Raw genomic sequence first — 16,655 nt, forward strand, 5'->3', positions numbered from 1 at the left:
TCAAGAGCGGGTCACGAAAGTCGAGTGCGGTCGCACAGGTGTCGACCTCGGACTAGCGTATATCTGTGCCTGTTGCCTCGACCGACGCACGGGCCGCTCACGCCGACGGCGTGCAGCGGTTGTTGGCCAGTTACCGGGACATTCCGGCCAACGCCACCGTCCGCCTCGCCAAACCCACGTCGAACCTGTTCCGCGCGCGGGCGCGCAACACCGGCAAGGGGCTGGACACTTCGGGACTCACAGGCGTCGTCGCGGTGGATCCGGACGCCGGCACCGCCGAGGTCGCCGGAATGTGCACCTATGAGGACCTGGTCGCCGCGACGCTGCCCTACGGGCTCTCCCCGCTGGTGGTGCCTCAGCTCAAGACCATCACGCTCGGCGGCGCGGTCACCGGGCTCGGCATCGAATCCGCGTCGTTCCGCAACGGTCTGCCGCACGAGTCCGTGCTCGAGATGGACGTCCTGACCGGCACCGGCGACATCCTGCGCGCCTCGCCCGACGAGAACCCCGAGCTGTTCCGGGCGTTCCCGAACTCCTATGGGACACTGGGTTATTCGGTGCGATTGACGATCGAACTGGAGCCGGTGAAGCCGTTCGTTACGTTGCGCCATCTGCGTTTTCATTCACTGCCGGCCCTGCTCGAGGCGATGGACCGCATCGTCGAGACCGGCGGCTGGAACGGCGAAGTCGTGGACTACCTCGACGGCGTGGTGTTCAGCACCGACGAGAGCTACCTGTGCCTCGGTCACCGCTCCGCGACACCGGGTCCGGTCAGCGACTACACCGGCCAGGACATCTACTACCGCTCCATCCAGCATGACGGTGCCGCCGACGGAGCCGAGAAGCACGACCGGCTGACCATCCATGACTACCTGTGGCGCTGGGACACCGACTGGTTCTGGTGCTCAAGGGCTTTCGGCGCGCAGAACCCCCGGATCCGGCGCTGGTGGCCACGGCGGTACCGGCGCAGCAGCTTCTACTGGAAGCTCATCGGCTACGACCAGCGCTACGACATCGCCGATCGCATCGAGAAACGCAACGGCAGGCCCCCGCGCGAGCGGGTGGTGCAGGACGTCGAGGTGCCGATCGAGCGGACCGTCGAGTTCCTGCAGTGGTTTCTCGACACCGTGCCGATCGAGCCGATCTGGTTGTGCCCGTTGCGGCTCCGCGACAGCCGGGACTGGCCGCTGTACCCGATCCGGCCGAACCACACCTATGTGAACGTGGGGTTCTGGTCGTCGGTGCCGGTGGGCCCCGAAGAGGGCCACACCAACAGGATAATCGAACGCAAGGTCAGCGAGCTCGAGGGTCACAAATCGCTGTATTCAGACGCGTACTACGCGCCGGAAGAGTTTGATTCCCTCTACGGAGGGGAGATGTACAAAACAGTGAAGAAAACCTACGACCCAGACTCCCGTTTCCTCGATCTGTATGCGAAGGCGGTGCGGAGACAATGACCACTTTCCGGGAACGTACCCATGAACCGGCGGCGCCCGGGGATCACAAACTGACCCTGGCCGAGGTGCTGGCGATCTTCGCCGCGGGCCGGCGACCCCTGAAGTTCACCGCCTATGACGGCAGCAGCGTGGGTCCCGAAGATGCGACGCTCGGCCTGGATCTGCTGAGCCCGAGGGGAACCACCTACCTCGCCACCGCTCCCGGCGATCTCGGGCTGGCGCGCGCCTACGTCGCCGGAGATCTGCGGCTCAACGGTGTGCATCCGGGCGACCCTTATGAACTGCTCACCGCGCTGACCGATCGGCTCGAATACAAGCGGCCCCCCGCACGGGTGCTGGCCAACATCGTCAGGTCGATCGGGATCGAGCATCTCAAGCCGATCGCGCCGCCGCCCCAGGAGGCACTGCCGCGGTGGCGGCGTATCGCAGAGGGGTTGCGGCACAGCAAGACCCGTGACGCCGAAGCGATCCAGCACCACTACGACGTCTCGAACATTTTCTACGAGTGGGTGCTCGGGCCGTCGATGACCTACACCTGTGCGTGCTATCCGCACCCCGACGCCACCCTGGAGGAGGCGCAGGAGAACAAGTACCGGTTGGTGTTCGAGAAGCTGCGGCTCAAGCCGGGCGACCGGTTGCTCGACGTCGGCTGCGGCTGGGGCGGGATGGTGCGCTACGCGGCCCGGCACGGCGTCAGGGCGGTCGGGGTGACGTTGTCGAGGGAGCAGGCCCAGTGGGCCGCGGCCGCGATCGAGCGGGACGGCCTCGGTGACCTGGCCGAGGTCCGCCACGGTGACTATCGCGACGTGCGCGAGTCCCATTTCGACGCGGTGTCCTCGATCGGGCTCACCGAGCACATCGGCGTCGCCAATTACCCGTCGTACTTCCGGTTCCTGAAGTCCAAGCTGCGCCCCGGCGGCCTGCTGCTCAATCACTGCATCACCCGCAACAACAACCGCAGCCACGCCACGGCGGGCGGCTTCATCGACCGGTACGTGTTCCCCGACGGGGAGCTGACCGGCTCGGGCCGGATCATCACCGAGGTGCAGGACGTCGGCCTGGAGGTGGTGCACGAGGAGAATCTGCGCCACCACTACGCGATGACGCTGCGGGACTGGAGCCGCAACCTGGTGGAGCACTGGGACGACGCGGTGGCCGAGGTCGGTCTGCCCACCGCCAAGGTGTGGGGGCTGTATATCGCTGCCTCGCGGGTCGGGTTCGAGCAGAACGCCATTCAGCTGCACCAGGTGCTCGCGGTCAAGCTGGACGAACGGGGCGGCGACGGCGGATTGCCGTTACGGCCGTGGTGGAGCGCGTAGCGCGCCTGACCGCTAACCGTCGATGCGGCGGGCGCCGAGCTCGTTCTGCAGCAGTTCCAGCGCCGCCTCCTCCGGATCGCGGCGCGGGGCGGCCGGGTCGGAGTTGCCGGCCTCGGCCAGCATGCTCTCCTCGTCGTCCATGTCGGGCGGCGGCGGGGCCTCGGACGGGGCCCGCTGCTCCCGCGCGGGTGGCGCGGCGGCTGCGGCCGGGGCGCCGGTCTCACAGACCACTTTCCAATTCACCCCGAGCGCATCCTTGAGCGCCTCCCGGATCACGTCGGCGTTGCGCTGTTCGCACAGCCGTCTGGCCAGCGGCGCCGATTCGTGGCTCAGGATCAGGGTGTCACCTTCGACGGCACGCACGATCGCACCGGCGAGCATCACCTCGGTGGTCCGGCTGCGTTCACGCACCTTCTCCCGCACCGTGGTCCACATGCTGCGCACCGCGGCCGCGCCCGGTTCACCCGCGGCGACGGCCGCCGCCGGGGTGGTCGGCGGCGCCTGCACGGCCGGCGCGGCAGGCGGCCGCACCGGGGGCGGCACCGGAACGGGCTCGGGCGCAACGGCTTCAGGCTCCGGCCGGGGTGGCACCGGCGCCGCCGGCGGAGTGGGCGGCTGAGGGGGTGCCGGAGGAGCCGCGGAGGGGGCGGTCTCGCTCTTGCGGACGAACTGTTTGCGCGGCACAGCCGGCGCGGCGTCGATCTCGTCGCTGGCCGGAATCGACATGTCCAGCCGGGTCTCGATCCGCTCGACCCGCTGCAGCAGCGCGGCCTCGGTGTCGCTGGCAGACGGCAACAGCAGCCGCGCGCATGCCACCTCCAGCAGCAGCCGCGGCGCCGTGGCGCCGCGCATCTCGCCGAGCCCGGCGTGCATGACTTCGGCGTAGCGGGTCAGTGTGGCGGTGCCGAGCCGGGCGGCCTGATCGCGCATGCGCTCCAGCTCGTCCTCGGGGCCGTCGACCACGCCGCGGGCCACTGCGTCGGGCACGCCCTGCAGCACGATCAGGTCGCGGAATCGCTCGAGCAGATCGCTGGCGAAGCGGCGCGGATCGTGGCCGGCGTCGACGACACCCTCGACCGCGCCGAACAGCGCGGCGGCGTCACCGGCCGCCAGCGCGTCGATGGCGTCGTCGATCAGCGCGACGTCGGTGGCGCCGAGCAGGGCCAGCGCGCGCTGGTAGGCGACGTGATTACCGTCGGCGCCGGCCAGCAGCTGATCCAGCACGCTCAGGGTGTCGCGGGGGGAACCGCCGCCGGCGCGGATGACCAGCGGGTACACCGCATCGTCGACCTGCACGCTCTCGGAGGCGACGATCTTCTCGATCAGCGTGCGCATGGTGCGCGGCGCCAGCAGCCGGAACGGATAGTGGTGGGTGCGCGACCGGATGGTCGGCAGCACCTTCTCGGGCTCGGTGGTGGCGAACACGAAGATCAGGTGCTCGGGTGGCTCCTCGACGATCTTGAGCAGCGCGTTGAAGCCGGCCGTGGTGACCATGTGCGCCTCGTCGACGATGAAGATGCGGTAGCGCGACTGGGCGGGGGCGTAGAACGCGCGGTCGCGGAGCTCCCTGGTGTCGTCGACGCCGCCGTGGCTGGCCGCGTCGAGTTCGGTGACGTCCATGTTGCCGGGCCCGTTGGGGGCCAGCGCCACGCACGAGTCGCACACTCCGCACGGTGTGGCTGTCGGCCCCTCGGCGCAGTTGAGGGAGCGGGCGAGGATGCGCGCCGACGAGGTCTTGCCGCAGCCGCGCGGACCCGAGAACAGATAGGCGTGGTTGATGCGGCCGGAGTTGAGCGCCGTCGACAGCGGCTCGGTGACGTGTTCCTGGCCGACGACCTCTGCAAACGTCGCCGGTCGGTACTTGCGGTAGAGAGCCACGGAAGCAGGCTACCGACCCGGTCCGACTACTTCTCGGGGGGCAGCGCCAGCAGCTGCTCGGTCGCAGACAGCAGCGCGCACGTGGCCAGCCCGTCGATGGCCTCGCGCAGGTCCGACAGCGCGGGGAACGTCGGTGCGATGCGGATGTTCTTGTCGTCCGGGTCTTTTCGGTACGGGAAAGACGCACCCGCCTCGGTGACCGCGATGCCCGCGTCCTTGGCCAGCGCGACCGTGCGTTTGGCGGTGCCGGGCAGCACGTCGAGGCTGATGAAGTAGCCGCCCTTCGGCTCGGTCCAGGACGCGATCTTGGAGTCGCCGAACCGGTCCGCAAGGATCTCCAGCGCGAGCGCGAACTTCGGTGCGAGCAGCTCACGGTGGCGCCGCATGTGCGACCGGACCCCATCGGCGTCGCCGAAGAACCGGGCGTGCCGCAACTGGTTCACCTTGTCGGGGCCGATCGACTTCTTGCCGGCGTGCTTCAGATACCAGGCGATGGTGTCCGACGAGCCCCCGAAAAAGCTGACACCCGCGCCGGCGAAGGTGATCTTCGACGTCGACGCGAACACCAGCGGGCGGTCGGGGTGGCCGGCAGCCGCGGCCAGTCCGAGGATGTCCACCGGGTCGACGAAGTCGTCGGTGAGAGTGTGCACGGCGTAGGCGTTGTCCCACATCAAGCGGAAATCCGTTGCCGCCGTTTTCATCTGGACGAGCCGGCGGACCGCGTCGTCGGAGTAGGTGGTGCCGGTGGGGTTCGAGTAGACCGGCACGGACCACATGCCCTTGATCGCCGGGTCCGCGGCGACGAGCTCCTCGACCATGTCGAGGTCGGGGCCGTCCTCGCGCAGCGGCACCGTGATCATCTCGATGCCGAGGCTCTCGGTGATCGCGAAGTGGCGGTCGTAGCCAGGGGCCGGGCACAGGAACTTCACGCCGGCACCGCCACGCAGCTCGTCGATCCACGGCAGGGGCGAGTCGACGCCGCCGTGCAGCAGTGAGAAGACCACCGCGTCGTGCATGAACTCCAGGCTGGCGTTGTTGCCCGCGATCAGGTTGGGCACCGGGATTCCGAGCAGCTCGCCGAAGATCGCGCGCAGCTCGGGCAGCCCGTGCAGGCCTCCGTAGTTTCGGCTGTCGGTGCCCTCCCGGTCCAGGTATGCGCCGCGGTCATTCCCCGGCAGCCCCAGCAGCCCGTTCGACAGGTCGAGTTGGTCCGGGGAGGGCTTCCCGCGGGTCAGGTCGAGGCGGAGATTCTTGGCCTGCAGGTCCGCGTAGTTGCGCTGCTGCAGTTCGTGCTGTGCACGCAGGTCGTCGCGGCCCAGCGAATGAAACGACACCGCTCGCCTTTCACCGTCTTGCGGATGAACGTAAGGGGACCCCGCGCACCCGCCAGAGCCCGTTGACCCTTGCTGCCTTCCGGCCCTGGGGGAGTTCACAGGATGGACGCCGCGCGGGGTCCACGGCGAGTGTAGTACGCCGGGTTCGTGCCGCGCCTACGAGGAGCTCGCGGGCGGATTTGTGGGACCGGCGAGCGGGTCGGTTACCATTGCCGACGGAGGATTCGCCTAGTGGCCTATGGCGCTCGCCTGGAACGCGGGTTGGGTTAATAGCCCTCGCGGGTTCAAATCCCGCATCCTCCGCACTCGCCCGAGGTGCGACCGGCTGTCGACTCGCCGGTCGCACCTCGGGCAACACGATCGAGGAGGAGTATGGGCCGCACCGTCGCGGTGATCTGGCACACGTCGTTCTCCATCGCTGCCGGGGTCCTTTACTTCTTCTTCGTCCTGCCCCGCATGCCCGAGCTGCTGGGCGACACTTCGCACACGCTGGGCACGGTGCTGCGCATCGTGGTCGGAGCGCTGATCGGGCTGGCGGCGCTGCCCGTGGTGTTCACGCTGCTGCGCACCCGTCGGCCCGAGTTCGGCACACCGCAGCTGGCGCTGAACCTGCGGACCACGTCGATCGCGCTGCACGTGCTGGCCGCGGCGCTGATCATCGGGGTCGCGGTCACCGAGATCTGGGTGTCGCTCGACTCGGCCGGCCAGTGGTTCTTCGGTATCTACGGTGCGGCCGCCGCGCTCGCTCTGCTGGGTGTGCTCGCGTTCTACCTGGCGTTCGCCGCCGAGCTTCCCCCTCCGCCGCCGAAGCCGCTCAAGGCCAAGGAGCGCAAGAGCCGCCGCGGCAAGGACACTGTCGCCGACACCGGCGACGAATCCGCGGCTGAGACGGTCGAGACCAGCGACGAATCCGAGGCCGAGACGGTCGAGGCCCAGGAGGAGTCCGAGGACGAAGACCTGGCCGAACCTGCTTCCGAATCGGCCTCGGAGGCTGGGGACGAGTCCGACGGCAAACTGCGGAATCGCCGACCGACCGGCAAGGCAACGGTGCCCGGTCGGCGCAAACGTACCCGCGGCGGCGTCGCCGTCGAGGACTGAGAAAACCGGCCCACGTCGACAGCAGCCGGCGTCGCCGCCACTATTGATGGGTATGGGCCTGATTCGCCGACACCGGACACTGATGATCGCGCTGGCCGCGATCCTGGCTCTCGCGGCTCCGGTGACCCCCGCCGCCGCCGCGCCCGGTGATCCGGTCGCCGCGGCGGCCCAAGTCGAACCCTCCGTCGTACGCATCGACACCGAGGTCGACTACCAGGGCGTCATCGGCCTCGGCACCGGCGTCGTGCTCGACCCGGGCGGGCAGGTGCTGACGAACTTCCACGTCGTGCAGGGCGCCGACCGCATCACCGGCACCGTCGGCGGACGCGCCTACCCCGCCCAGATCGTCGGATACGACCGGGGACGCGACATCGCGGTGCTGCAACTGCTCGGCGCCGCCGGGCTGCCGGCGGCGCCCATCGGGGACGCCTACGTGCTGGCCCCTGGTCAGCCCGTCATCGCGCTCGGCAACGCGATGGGCACCGACGCGCCGCTGACCCGCGAGGTCGGCACCCTGACCGCATTCGGCCGCACCGTGCAGGCCGAGGACACGCTCACCGGTACCAAGGACGAGCTGACCGGGCTGTTCGAGTTCGCCGCGCCCGTGCGCGCCGGCGATTCCGGAGGCCCGGTGGTCGACGGCGCGGGCCGTGTCGTGGGCATCACGACTGCGGCGTCGGTGAACTTCCGCATGGGTCCCGGCGGCAAGGGCTTCGCGATCCCGATCAACGACGCCATGACCGTCGCACGCCAGATCCAGGCCGGGGTGCCGTCCGACACCGTGCACATCGGCCCGCCCGTCCTCCTCGGCGTCGGGGTCCGGACCGCTCCGCGGGACACGCCGGGCGTGCTGATCCAGGAAGTGATGAACGGCGGTCCGGCCCAGCTGGCCGGACTGATGCCCGGCGACGTCATCGTCGTGCTCGACGGCGTCCAGCTCGACTCGACCAACACCTTGACGTCCGTGCTGGATCGCCACTACGTGGGCGACGTGCTGGACCTGACGTGGATCGACCGGTCGGGCCAGACCCGCACCGGCAAGGCGGTCCTGACACCCGTCGTCTGATTTCGCCGAATCCCGGCCGGGGGCGGCTGGGCCGAACCTATGCTGAGCGAGTGCCCAACAATGTGTCGTATCGGGTCGTTCAGTGGACGACGGGAAACGTAGGAAAGTCCTCGGTGGCCGCGATCGCCGGCAATCCCAATCTCGAACTGGTCGGCCTCTATGCATGGTCTGAGGACAAGGTCGGCCGTGACGCGGGCGAGCTGGCGGGCATCGAGCCGCTGGGCATCGCCGCCACCAACGACGTCGACGCGCTGCTGGCGCTGAAACCGGACGTCGTGGTCTACAACCCGATGTGGATCGACGTCGACGAGCTGGTGCAGATCCTCGAAGCCGGAATCAACGTCGTGGCCTCCGCGTCATTCATCACCGGGCGCAACCTCGGCGCCGACCGGGACCGGCTGGCCAACGCCTGCCAGCGCGGCGGGTCGACACTGTTCGGGTCCGGGGTCAGCCCCGGTTTCGCCGAACTGCTCGCCATCGTCGCCGGCACCGCGTGCGACCGCATCGACAAGGTCACGATCGCCGAGTCGGCCGACACCACGCTCTACGACTCCCCCGACACCGAGCGGCCCGTCGGTTTCGGCACCGCGATCGACGACCCGGATCTGCAACCGATGGCCTCCAAGGGCACGGCCGTGTTCGCCGAAGCGGTGCAGTTGGTCGCCGACGCGCTCGGCATCGAGCTCGACGAGATCACGTGCCTGCCGGAGTACGCGCAGACCACCGAGGACCTCGTGATGGCGTCGTGGACGATCCCCGCCGGTCATGTGGCCGGCGTGTATGCCAGCTGGCAGGGCATCTACCAGGGACGGACCGTCATCGACATCAACGTCCGCTGGAAGAAAGGCCAGACCCTCGAACCGGACTGGCAGCTCGACGGCGACGGCTGGAAGATCACGATCGAGGGCCGGCCCACGGTCAACATGGCGGTCGGCTTCCTGCCCCCGCCGGACATGATCGAGAACGCCAAGACCATCGAGGACTTCTTCGTGCTCGGCCACATCATGACCGCGATGCCGCCGATCCACGCGATCCCGGCCGTCGTCGCGGCAGCGCCGGGCATCGCGACCTATAACGATCTGCCACTGCCGATGCCGCGCGGGGTGGTTCCGGCCGGGGCCTGACTCAGCGGCCGGGCGTCAACTGATGTCGCGCAGGGTCCTGACGACGATCTCGACAACTTTGTGCGGTTGTTTCTCCAGGTAGAAATGACCGCCGGCGAACGTGTGCACCTGGCCGCCGCCGGTGGTGTGCTGGTGCCACGCGCGGGCGTCAGCCTCGCTGGTCTTCGGGTCGTCGGTCGCGGTCATCACCACCACCGGTGCGTGGATCCCGACGTCGGGGCTGCGGTGGTAGTCCTGCAGCGCGCGGTAGTCGTTGCGGAACGCGGGTAGGAACGTGTCCAGCAGCTCGGGGTTGGCCAGGACGCGCGGATCTGTGCCGCCGAGTTCGCGCATCACGCCGACGAGGTCGGTGTCGGTCTTGGCCTGGCGTTCGTCGCCGTAACGGCTCGGCGCCCGCGACCCGGACGCGAACACCGTCACCACCTGCCGGTTTCCCGCTGCCTCACAGCGCCGCGCCACCTCGAAGGCGAGCACCGCGCCCATGCTGTGCCCGAAGAACGCCAGCGGCGCGTCGGGCACCGCGCTGAGCGCGGCATAGGCCTGGTCGGCGAGGTCGTCGATGGTCTCGATGAAGGGCTCGCTGTACCGGTCCTGACGGCCGGGGTACTGCACGCCGTAGACGTCGAATTCAGGCGACAGCGCCGACGACATCGGAAAGTAGTAGCTCGCCGAACCGCCGGCGTGCGGGAAGCACACCAGGCGGATTCGAGCCGTCGGCGACGGATGGAAGTTGCGCATCCAGCGGCTGCGCGGAAGCGGTGGGGTCATGGCGCAGGCACCGGCTCGCCGGCGGCGGGGGCCGGTGGCGGTTCGGGGGCGGCCGGCGGCACCTCGAAGACCCGCACCACCCGCGCCGACAGCTGTGCGCCCGGCGGACCCTCGACGACGACGTCTTTGAGGATCTGGGCCTGGTCGCCGGACACGGTGAACTGGCCGGGCTGCGGTTGGTGCCCGCCCAGCACCTCGTACTCCACTGTGAACGGGGATTCCGGGAATGGATGCAGCCCAACGTATTTGGGGTCGATCGTGTATGTATACGTACAGGGCCCGGCCGGATCGCAGTTCTGCGCGGTCACCACGACGCCGATCAGGAACTCCTTGTCGGTGGGTACCGACGGCGGCGGCGGGGTCGGGGGCCTGCGCTCCGGGGCGGCGACTTCCTGCTGGGAACCGCGGCTGCCGAAGATCATCATCGTCGCCACGCCGATACCGCTGACGAGTAGCCCGACGATCGCCAGTGCGGCGAGCAACTTCCGGAGGGTGGCGATCGGCATGCACAGCAGGGTATCGGGCCGGACTAGTCACCGACGCGGTTGCCGTCTTCATCCCAGTGCGCGGCGACCTTCTTGCTGGGCTGCACCCGCGGCGGTTCGCCCGGCATCTTCGGGTAGCTCGGCGGGTACGGCAGGTCTCCGAGACCGCGGTCCTCGTCGGCCTTCACCATGTCCAGCAGCGTGTCGATCGACTGTGCCTTCTTGTCGATGTCGGCCCACGGGTCGGGCCGGCCGGCGACGAAGTCCGGCACCGTCAGGATCGTGTAGTCGTCGGGTTCGGCGTCGCGTAGTTCGTCCCACGTCAGTGGCGTGGACACTGTCGCGATCGGGGTCCGGCGAGCCGAGTACGCCGACGCGAATGTGCGGTCGCGGGCGTTCTGGTTGTAGTCGATGAAGAGCCGCTCGCCCCGCTCCTCCTTCCACCAGGACGTCGTCACCGCATCGGGGGCGCGACGTTCGACCTCCCGCGCCAGCGCGATACCGGCACGACGGACCGCGATGAAATCCCAGTCGGTTTTGATCCGGAGAAAGACGTGCACGCCGCGGCCGCCGGAGGTCTTGGGGTACCCGACCAGGCCGAGTTCATCGAGAAGCGGCTTGAGAACGTCGACGGCCACCGCTCGGGCCTCTTTGAAACCGGTGCCGGGTTGGGGGTCCAGGTCGATGCGCAGCTCGTCGGGATGTTCGGTGTCCGGGCAGCGCACCTGCCAGGGGTGCAAGGTGACGGTGCCCATCTGCGCCGCCCAGGCGATCGCCGAGGGGTGGGTGACCTTCAGCGCGTCTGCGGTGCGGCCGGACGGGAAAGTGACGGTGCAGGTTTCGAGGTAGTCGGGGTGCTTCTGTGGCACGCGTTTCTGGTAGATCTCCTCGCCGTCGATGCCGTCGGGGAACCGCTGCAGATGCACGGGCCGGTCGCGCAGCAGCGCGACCATCCGGTCGGCCACCGACAGGTAGTAGTCGACGAGCTTGCCCTTGGTGCCGTCCTTGCCGAGCTTCGGGAAGTACGGCTTGTCCGGGTTGGTCAGTCGGACCTTGATCCCGTCGACGTCGATTTCGGTTGCGGCGCTTGCCATCAGGAGGTCTCCAGCACGTCGTAGAGGTCGTAGTTCAGGGGAACGTCGAGCTGATCGAAAGTGCAACTGGCGGGGTCCCGGTCGGGCCGCCAGCGGAGGAACTTCACCGCGTGCCGGAAGCGCCGGCCGCTGTCGGTGTTGCCTTCCATCTGGTCGTAGGCGACTTCGCATACCCGCTCGGGGCGTACCGGGATCCAGCGTTTGTCGGCGGCCGAATTCCACCGACTCGGTTCACCGTCACGCATGTCGTCGCCGATGCGCAGGGGTTCGAGGTCGGCCAGCAGCGTCAACCGTGCCTTGGCGGTGAACGACGCGGCGCCGCCGACCATCTGCAGTTCGCCGTCGTCGCGGTACAGGCCGAGGAGAATCGAGCCGATGCCTTCGCCGCTCTTGTGGATCCGGTAGCCGATGGCCACGCAGTCGGCGTCGCGGTGGTGTTTGACCTTCACCATCTCCCGCTTGCCGGGCAGATATGGCCCGTCGAGACGCTTGGCAATGACCCCGTCCAGGCCGGCGCCCTCGAATTCGTCCAACCATTGCGTGCCGAGAGCGGGGTCCTCGGTGGTGCGCGTGACGTGACACCACTGTTTCTCGTTGACTGCTTCGAGGAGGGCTTCGCGACGGGTGCGGAACGGCTCCTTCATCAGCGAGGTATCCCCGAGGGCCAACGCATCGAAGCCGATGAAGTGCGCCGGTGTCTGCTCCGACAGCATCTTGATCCGGCTGGCGGCGGGATGGATGCGCTGGCTCAGGGACTCCCAGTCCAACCTGATGCGTCCGGCGATCTCCCGGGGCACGACGATCTCACCGTCGAGAACGCAGCGGGGTTCGAGCTCGTCACGCACCGCATCGAGCACTTCGGGGAAGTAGCGGGCCAGATCCTTGCCGCTACGCGACAGCAGCACGACGCTGTCGCCGTCGCGAAACACCAGCGCGCGGAAGCCGTCCCATTTCGGCTCATAGGACCAGACTCCGGGATCGTCGGGCACCTTGGTCTGCGCCTTGGCCAACATCGGCTCCAGCGGGGGGCTCACCGGCAGGTCTGAGGGCATGGTCTCCATACTCACGTAGACCGGGGTACCCCGACAATGTCATCGCAGCCTGAGTGCGTGCGACACCCCGCGCACTCCGGACCATCTTTCGACTGCTACGCCGATGGCTGGTAGCCCACGCTTTCAGAAGGGCGGTGGGTCGTCGCCGTCGGGATGTGGTGGAGGTGGCGGACCGGCCCGCCGGTTTCGGTCGGCAGCATCAGCACGTTCTCGGTCGCGGGCGCGTTGAACAGCGTTGTGTTCGCGTTCGGCCGTGATCCGCGCGGCGTCCTCGGCGGCGCGGGTGCGGCGTCGTTTGGGCATCCTGGCACTACGGCCGGGATCTGGGGGCGGCCAGGTCCTCGGCGGTAGTTTCGCGGTGGTGGTGTTCCAGCCGGGGAACAACACCCGACTGGCGGGCACCGTGGTGTAGCGCAGCCCGGACGGGGTCGCCCAGATCACCGTGCCATCAGGAAGTTGTTCGTCGCGCCAACCGTCCCAAAAGGTCTTGGCCAGATGATGGGTGCGGCATTTGCAGTTCAGGTTCGACGGATGGGTCGGCCCGAAGGGCCAGGGCAGAACATGGTCGAGATCGCAGCGTTCGGCCGGCACCGTGCAGCCCGGGAAGCGGCAGAACAGGTCCCGAGCGCGCACGAACGCCGCCAGCTTGGCCGACGGACGGTAGTGCGGTTCGGGATCCGGGCCGGGCAACAACAGCTGTTTGATCGCCGCTCCCCCGCGGATCGCCTCGGCCAACGCCACTATCGGCAGCACCTTCACCCCGGGCAATAACGCCAACCCCGAATACTTCACACACCGTGCAGGATTCGGCTCGGGCGCTGAGTCGGACTCATCTACGGAGCCGGGCTCAGGGTCAGGCCCGGGCTTGTCCACAGGCTCCAGCTCAGGCTCCGGCGCCGGCTCACGCTCGAATTCGAGCTCCTCCGCAGGCTGCGGTTGGGGTTGGTTCTGTTGTTGCTGGTCTTGGTCGGTGATCAGCTGGTAGGCGGCGTCGAGCGCGGCGGGATCGGCGAGCACGGAGATCACCACATTCGAGCTGCCCGGAGCCACCGGCGCAGCGCCCGGGCAGTCCGCTTTGCCGCACCGGCACGGCAGATGGTCCTGGCCTCGGATGATCGCCCCCACCGCACACGACCGCCGCTCCCCCATGTCGCGCGGATCATCGGCACACACGTTCTTGAGCAACTCAGCGATCCGGGCCGCCAGCAGCACGGCATCACAGCCCAGGATCTGACCCCACACCAACACCCACTCATCGGGATCCTCGTGGGCCCCGATATGAAAATCGCGGCCCGCGATGACCTCCTTGGACCGGATCAGCGCGTCCGGGTCATACCGGTCGATCACCGCATCAATGGCCCGCACCAACGCCTCTTCCGACAACGACCCCCACTGCGGGGCGTGGGTCGCCAACTGCTCGTCGAGCAGCGCCCACACCTGCGCATCCACGACCAGGCGGGTGCGCCAACAAATCTTGGACACCACCTGGGCACTGACCCGGCCCTGCAGATACCGCTCGGCCAGCCCAGGCAACCGATCGCGCAACGCCATCGCGATCCGCATCTGCCCCGAGGCCCGCCTGTGCCCGAGATTGAGCACCGCGCCCAGCTCAGAGGCGGTCTGGGCCCAGCAGTCATACACCCAGTCGTCGTGCTCGTCATCCCTGTCCACCGTGGAATACACCAACTCGGCGATCGCCGCGGCTTTCCGCGCCCCGGCCTGGGCCTCCTCACGGGCGCACTGTTCGATCGCAGCAAGCAGGGCGGGCTCCTCCACCCCCGCAAACAGTCGATCGAACATGTGTTCTATCTTCCTATTCGAGAGGCCATACCGCCCGACCGAAACCCCAAGCTGTGGATGAAAACCAGATTGGGGATAACCCTCCGCCACGGCCACAACGCCGACTGTCGCCATCCGGCAGGGACAATGGCGATGATGCGACTCCCTGTGATGCCCCCGGTCTCGCCGATGCTGTCGAAGTCGGTGCAGGAGATCCCCGCCGGCGCCTCCTACGAACCGAAGTGGGACGGGTTCCGATCCATCGTGTTCCGCGACCGTGACGACGTCGAACTCGGTAGCCGCAACGAGCGGCCGATGACCCGGTACTTTCCCGAGCTGGTCGCCGCGGCGTTGGCCGAACTGCCGCAGCGTTGTGTGATCGACGGCGAGATCGTGATCGCCACCGCGGACGGCCTCGATTTCGAGGCGCTGCAGCTGCGGCTGCACCCGGCGGCGTCGCGAGTCAGGATGCTGGCGGAGAAGACGCCGGCGTCGTTTATCGCGTTCGATCTGCTGGCCCTGGACGACACCGACTTCACCTCGCGTCCGTTCAGCGAGCGGCGCGCGGCGCTCGTGGAGGCGCTCGCCGCAACCGGGCCGAGCATCCACGTCACGCCCGCCACACTGGACATCGATACCGCGCGACGATGGTTCGACGAGTTCGAAGGCGCGGGACTCGACGGGGTCATCGCCAAGCCGCTCGACGGGCCGTATCTGCCGGACAAGCGCACGATGTTCAAGATCAAGCACCAGCGGACCGCGGACTGCGTGGTGGCCGGATACCGTCTGCACAAGTCGGGCGACGACGCAGTCGGCTCGCTGCTGCTGGGGCTCTACCAGGACGACGGGGCGCTGGCCTCGGTAGGCGTGATCGGGGCGTTCCCGATGGCGCGGCGCCGTGAGTTGTTCACCGAGCTGCAGCCGCTGGTGACCACCTTCGACGAGCACCCGTGGAACTGGGCTGCGCACGTCGACCCGGACGTGGTGCGCCGCTACGGCGGCGGCTCACGGTGGAACGCGGGCAAGGATCTGTCGTTCGTGCCGCTACGGCCCGAGCGCGTGGTCGAGGTCCGGTACGACCACATGGAAGGCCGAAGGTTCCGGCACACAGCACAATTCAACCGGTGGCGGCCCGACCGCGATCCCCGCTCGTGTACCTATGAGCAGCTCGACCGACCGGTGACCTTCAGCCTCGACGACATCGTGCCGGGTCTTGGCGGTCCTGCGCCACGGACCTGAATTGCTGCCATCGGGGAATCACCCACCCGGGCCCTGCCTTGTAGCGGGCATGGACCTTGGAATACACGTGCCGATTTTTGACACCGACGGTGGCACCGCCGCGATCGCTCCCGAACTCGCCCGCGTGGGCGCCGCCGCGGAAGCAGCAGGTGCGACCTGGCTGTCGTTCATGGACCACTTCTTCCAGATCGAGCCGACCGGACTGCCGGCCGAAGCGAACATGCTGGAGGGCTACACCACCTTGGGTTACCTGGCCGCCCATACGTCCACGGTGAGCCTCGGTCTGCTGGTCACCGGGGTGACCTACCGGCATCCCGGGCTGCTCGCCAAGATCGTGACGACCGTGGACGTGCTGTCGGGCGGTCGCGCGGCGCTGGGCATCGGGGCGGCGTGGTTCGAGCGCGAGCACCACGGCCTGGGTGTGCCGTACCCGCCGATCGCCGAGCGCTTCGAACGCCTCGAGGAAGCCCTGCAGATCTGCAACCAGATGTGGGATCCGGACAACAACGGTCCGTTCGTGGGCAAGCACTATCAGCTGCAGGAGACTCTGTGCTCGCCACAGCCGATCAACAAGCCCAAAGTGCTGATCGGTGGAGGCGGAGAACGCAAGACGCTGAGGCTGGTGGCTCAGTACGGAGACGCGTGCAACCTGTTCGCGACCACGACGGACGAGGTGGCGCGCAAGCTCGACGTGCTGCGGGGGCACTGTGACGCGGTGGGACGGGATTACGACAACATCCGCAAGACCGTGACGGTCCACGGTCCCTCCCCGGCACCTGCCACCCGCGACGAGTTCGTACAGAGTATGGCGGGCTATGCCGCCCTCGGTATCGACACCGCGATCGTGATGCCCGACGACGGTGCCCCGGCGAAGTGGATCGACAGCATTGCGCCCGCGGTGAAGCAGCTGGCCGAATTAGGCTGACGTTCTCCGGCAGATCTCTGCGCGAGCAGACGCAAAC

At 68.3% G+C, this 16,655-nt stretch carries 14 protein-coding genes, 1 tRNA gene and 1 other RNA gene; 8 read left to right on the forward strand and 8 right to left on the reverse strand.

From position 1 onward, the window contains the following. Nucleotides 1-65 precede the first annotated feature (65 nt). Nucleotides 66-1,457, forward strand: coding sequence for an FAD-binding oxidoreductase (locus tag KXD97_RS05210; protein ID WP_260755716.1), 1,392 nt, complete (start codon nt 66-68; stop codon nt 1,455-1,457). Then, complete coding sequence (locus KXD97_RS05215; RefSeq protein WP_260755717.1) at nt 1,454-2,776, forward strand: class I SAM-dependent methyltransferase; 1,323 nt, start codon at nt 1,454-1,456, stop codon at nt 2,774-2,776. The genes KXD97_RS05210 and KXD97_RS05215 overlap by 4 nt, the downstream gene beginning before the upstream one ends. A 12-nt stretch (nt 2,777-2,788) precedes the next feature. Here the strand turns inward: KXD97_RS05215 and KXD97_RS05220 are convergent, their stop codons facing one another. The 3 genes from KXD97_RS05220 to ffs all read right to left on the reverse strand — a co-directional run bounded on the left by KXD97_RS05220 (nt 2,789) and on the right by ffs (nt 6,113). Continuing rightward, on the reverse strand, nt 2,789-4,654 hold the full coding sequence (locus tag KXD97_RS05220) for a DNA polymerase III subunits gamma/tau (protein WP_260755718.1): 1,866 nt from the start codon (nt 4,652-4,654) through the stop codon (nt 2,789-2,791). Between the two features lie 26 nt (nt 4,655-4,680). Continuing rightward, nucleotides 4,681-5,988, reverse strand: coding sequence for an aminotransferase class I/II-fold pyridoxal phosphate-dependent enzyme (locus KXD97_RS05225; RefSeq protein ID WP_260755719.1), 1,308 nt, complete (start codon nt 5,986-5,988; stop codon nt 4,681-4,683). Between the two features lie 30 nt (nt 5,989-6,018). Then, an RNA gene (gene ffs, locus KXD97_RS05230) (signal recognition particle sRNA small type) lies at nt 6,019-6,113 on the reverse strand. Between the two features lie 92 nt (nt 6,114-6,205). Here ffs and KXD97_RS05235 point away from each other — a divergent pair. The 4 genes from KXD97_RS05235 to KXD97_RS05250 all read left to right on the forward strand — a co-directional run bounded on the left by KXD97_RS05235 (nt 6,206) and on the right by KXD97_RS05250 (nt 9,276). After that, nucleotides 6,206-6,291: transfer RNA gene (locus KXD97_RS05235), tRNA-Ser, on the forward strand. Nucleotides 6,292-6,360: 69 nt separating this feature from the next. Continuing rightward, complete coding sequence (locus tag KXD97_RS05240) at nt 6,361-7,086, forward strand: hypothetical protein (RefSeq protein ID WP_260755720.1); 726 nt, start codon at nt 6,361-6,363, stop codon at nt 7,084-7,086. 46 nt (nt 7,087-7,132) lie between these two features. Next, entirely contained in the window at nt 7,133-8,152 is a 1,020-nt protein-coding gene (locus KXD97_RS05245) for a S1C family serine protease (RefSeq protein WP_260755722.1), read from the forward strand. A gap of 50 nt (nt 8,153-8,202) precedes the next feature. Continuing rightward, complete coding sequence (locus tag KXD97_RS05250) at nt 8,203-9,276, forward strand: dihydrodipicolinate reductase (protein WP_260755723.1); 1,074 nt, start codon at nt 8,203-8,205, stop codon at nt 9,274-9,276. A gap of 15 nt (nt 9,277-9,291) precedes the next feature. Here the strand turns inward: KXD97_RS05250 and KXD97_RS05255 are convergent, their stop codons facing one another. The 5 genes from KXD97_RS05255 to KXD97_RS05275 form a co-directional block, all read right to left on the reverse strand. After that, nucleotides 9,292-10,044, reverse strand: coding sequence for a thioesterase II family protein (locus tag KXD97_RS05255; RefSeq protein WP_260755724.1), 753 nt, complete (start codon nt 10,042-10,044; stop codon nt 9,292-9,294). Further along, on the reverse strand, nt 10,041-10,550 hold the full coding sequence (locus KXD97_RS05260; protein WP_260755725.1) for a hypothetical protein: 510 nt from the start codon (nt 10,548-10,550) through the stop codon (nt 10,041-10,043). The genes KXD97_RS05255 and KXD97_RS05260 overlap by 4 nt, the downstream gene beginning before the upstream one ends. A 23-nt stretch (nt 10,551-10,573) precedes the next feature. After that, nucleotides 10,574-11,623 carry a non-homologous end-joining DNA ligase gene (gene ligD, locus KXD97_RS05265; protein ID WP_260755726.1) on the reverse strand — a complete coding sequence of 350 codons (1,050 nt, stop codon included), beginning with the start codon at nt 11,621-11,623 and terminating at the stop codon, nt 10,574-10,576. Continuing rightward, nucleotides 11,623-12,684, reverse strand: a complete 1,062-nt coding sequence (locus KXD97_RS05270) for an ATP-dependent DNA ligase (RefSeq protein WP_260757845.1) — start codon at nt 12,682-12,684, stop codon at nt 11,623-11,625. Before KXD97_RS05270 ends, ligD begins: the two co-directional genes overlap by 1 nt. 114 nt (nt 12,685-12,798) lie before the next feature. Further along, on the reverse strand, nt 12,799-14,475 hold the full coding sequence (locus KXD97_RS05275) for an HNH endonuclease signature motif containing protein (RefSeq protein WP_260755727.1): 1,677 nt from the start codon (nt 14,473-14,475) through the stop codon (nt 12,799-12,801). Nucleotides 14,476-14,610: 135 nt separating this feature from the next. Between KXD97_RS05275 and KXD97_RS05280 the strand changes: the two genes are divergently transcribed. After that, a complete protein-coding gene (locus KXD97_RS05280; protein ID WP_260755728.1) occupies nt 14,611-15,693 on the forward strand; it encodes an ATP-dependent DNA ligase in 1,083 nt (360 codons plus the stop codon). Between the two features lie 49 nt (nt 15,694-15,742). Further along, nucleotides 15,743-16,618 (forward strand): LLM class F420-dependent oxidoreductase, encoded by an 876-nt coding sequence (locus tag KXD97_RS05285; RefSeq protein WP_260755729.1) that lies wholly within the window; start codon nt 15,743-15,745, stop codon nt 16,616-16,618. Nucleotides 16,619-16,655: the final 37 nt, after the last annotated feature.

It is taken from the genome of Mycobacterium sp. SMC-8 (assembly GCF_025263565.1).
Taxonomy (GTDB): Bacteria; Actinomycetota; Actinomycetes; order Mycobacteriales; family Mycobacteriaceae; genus Mycobacterium.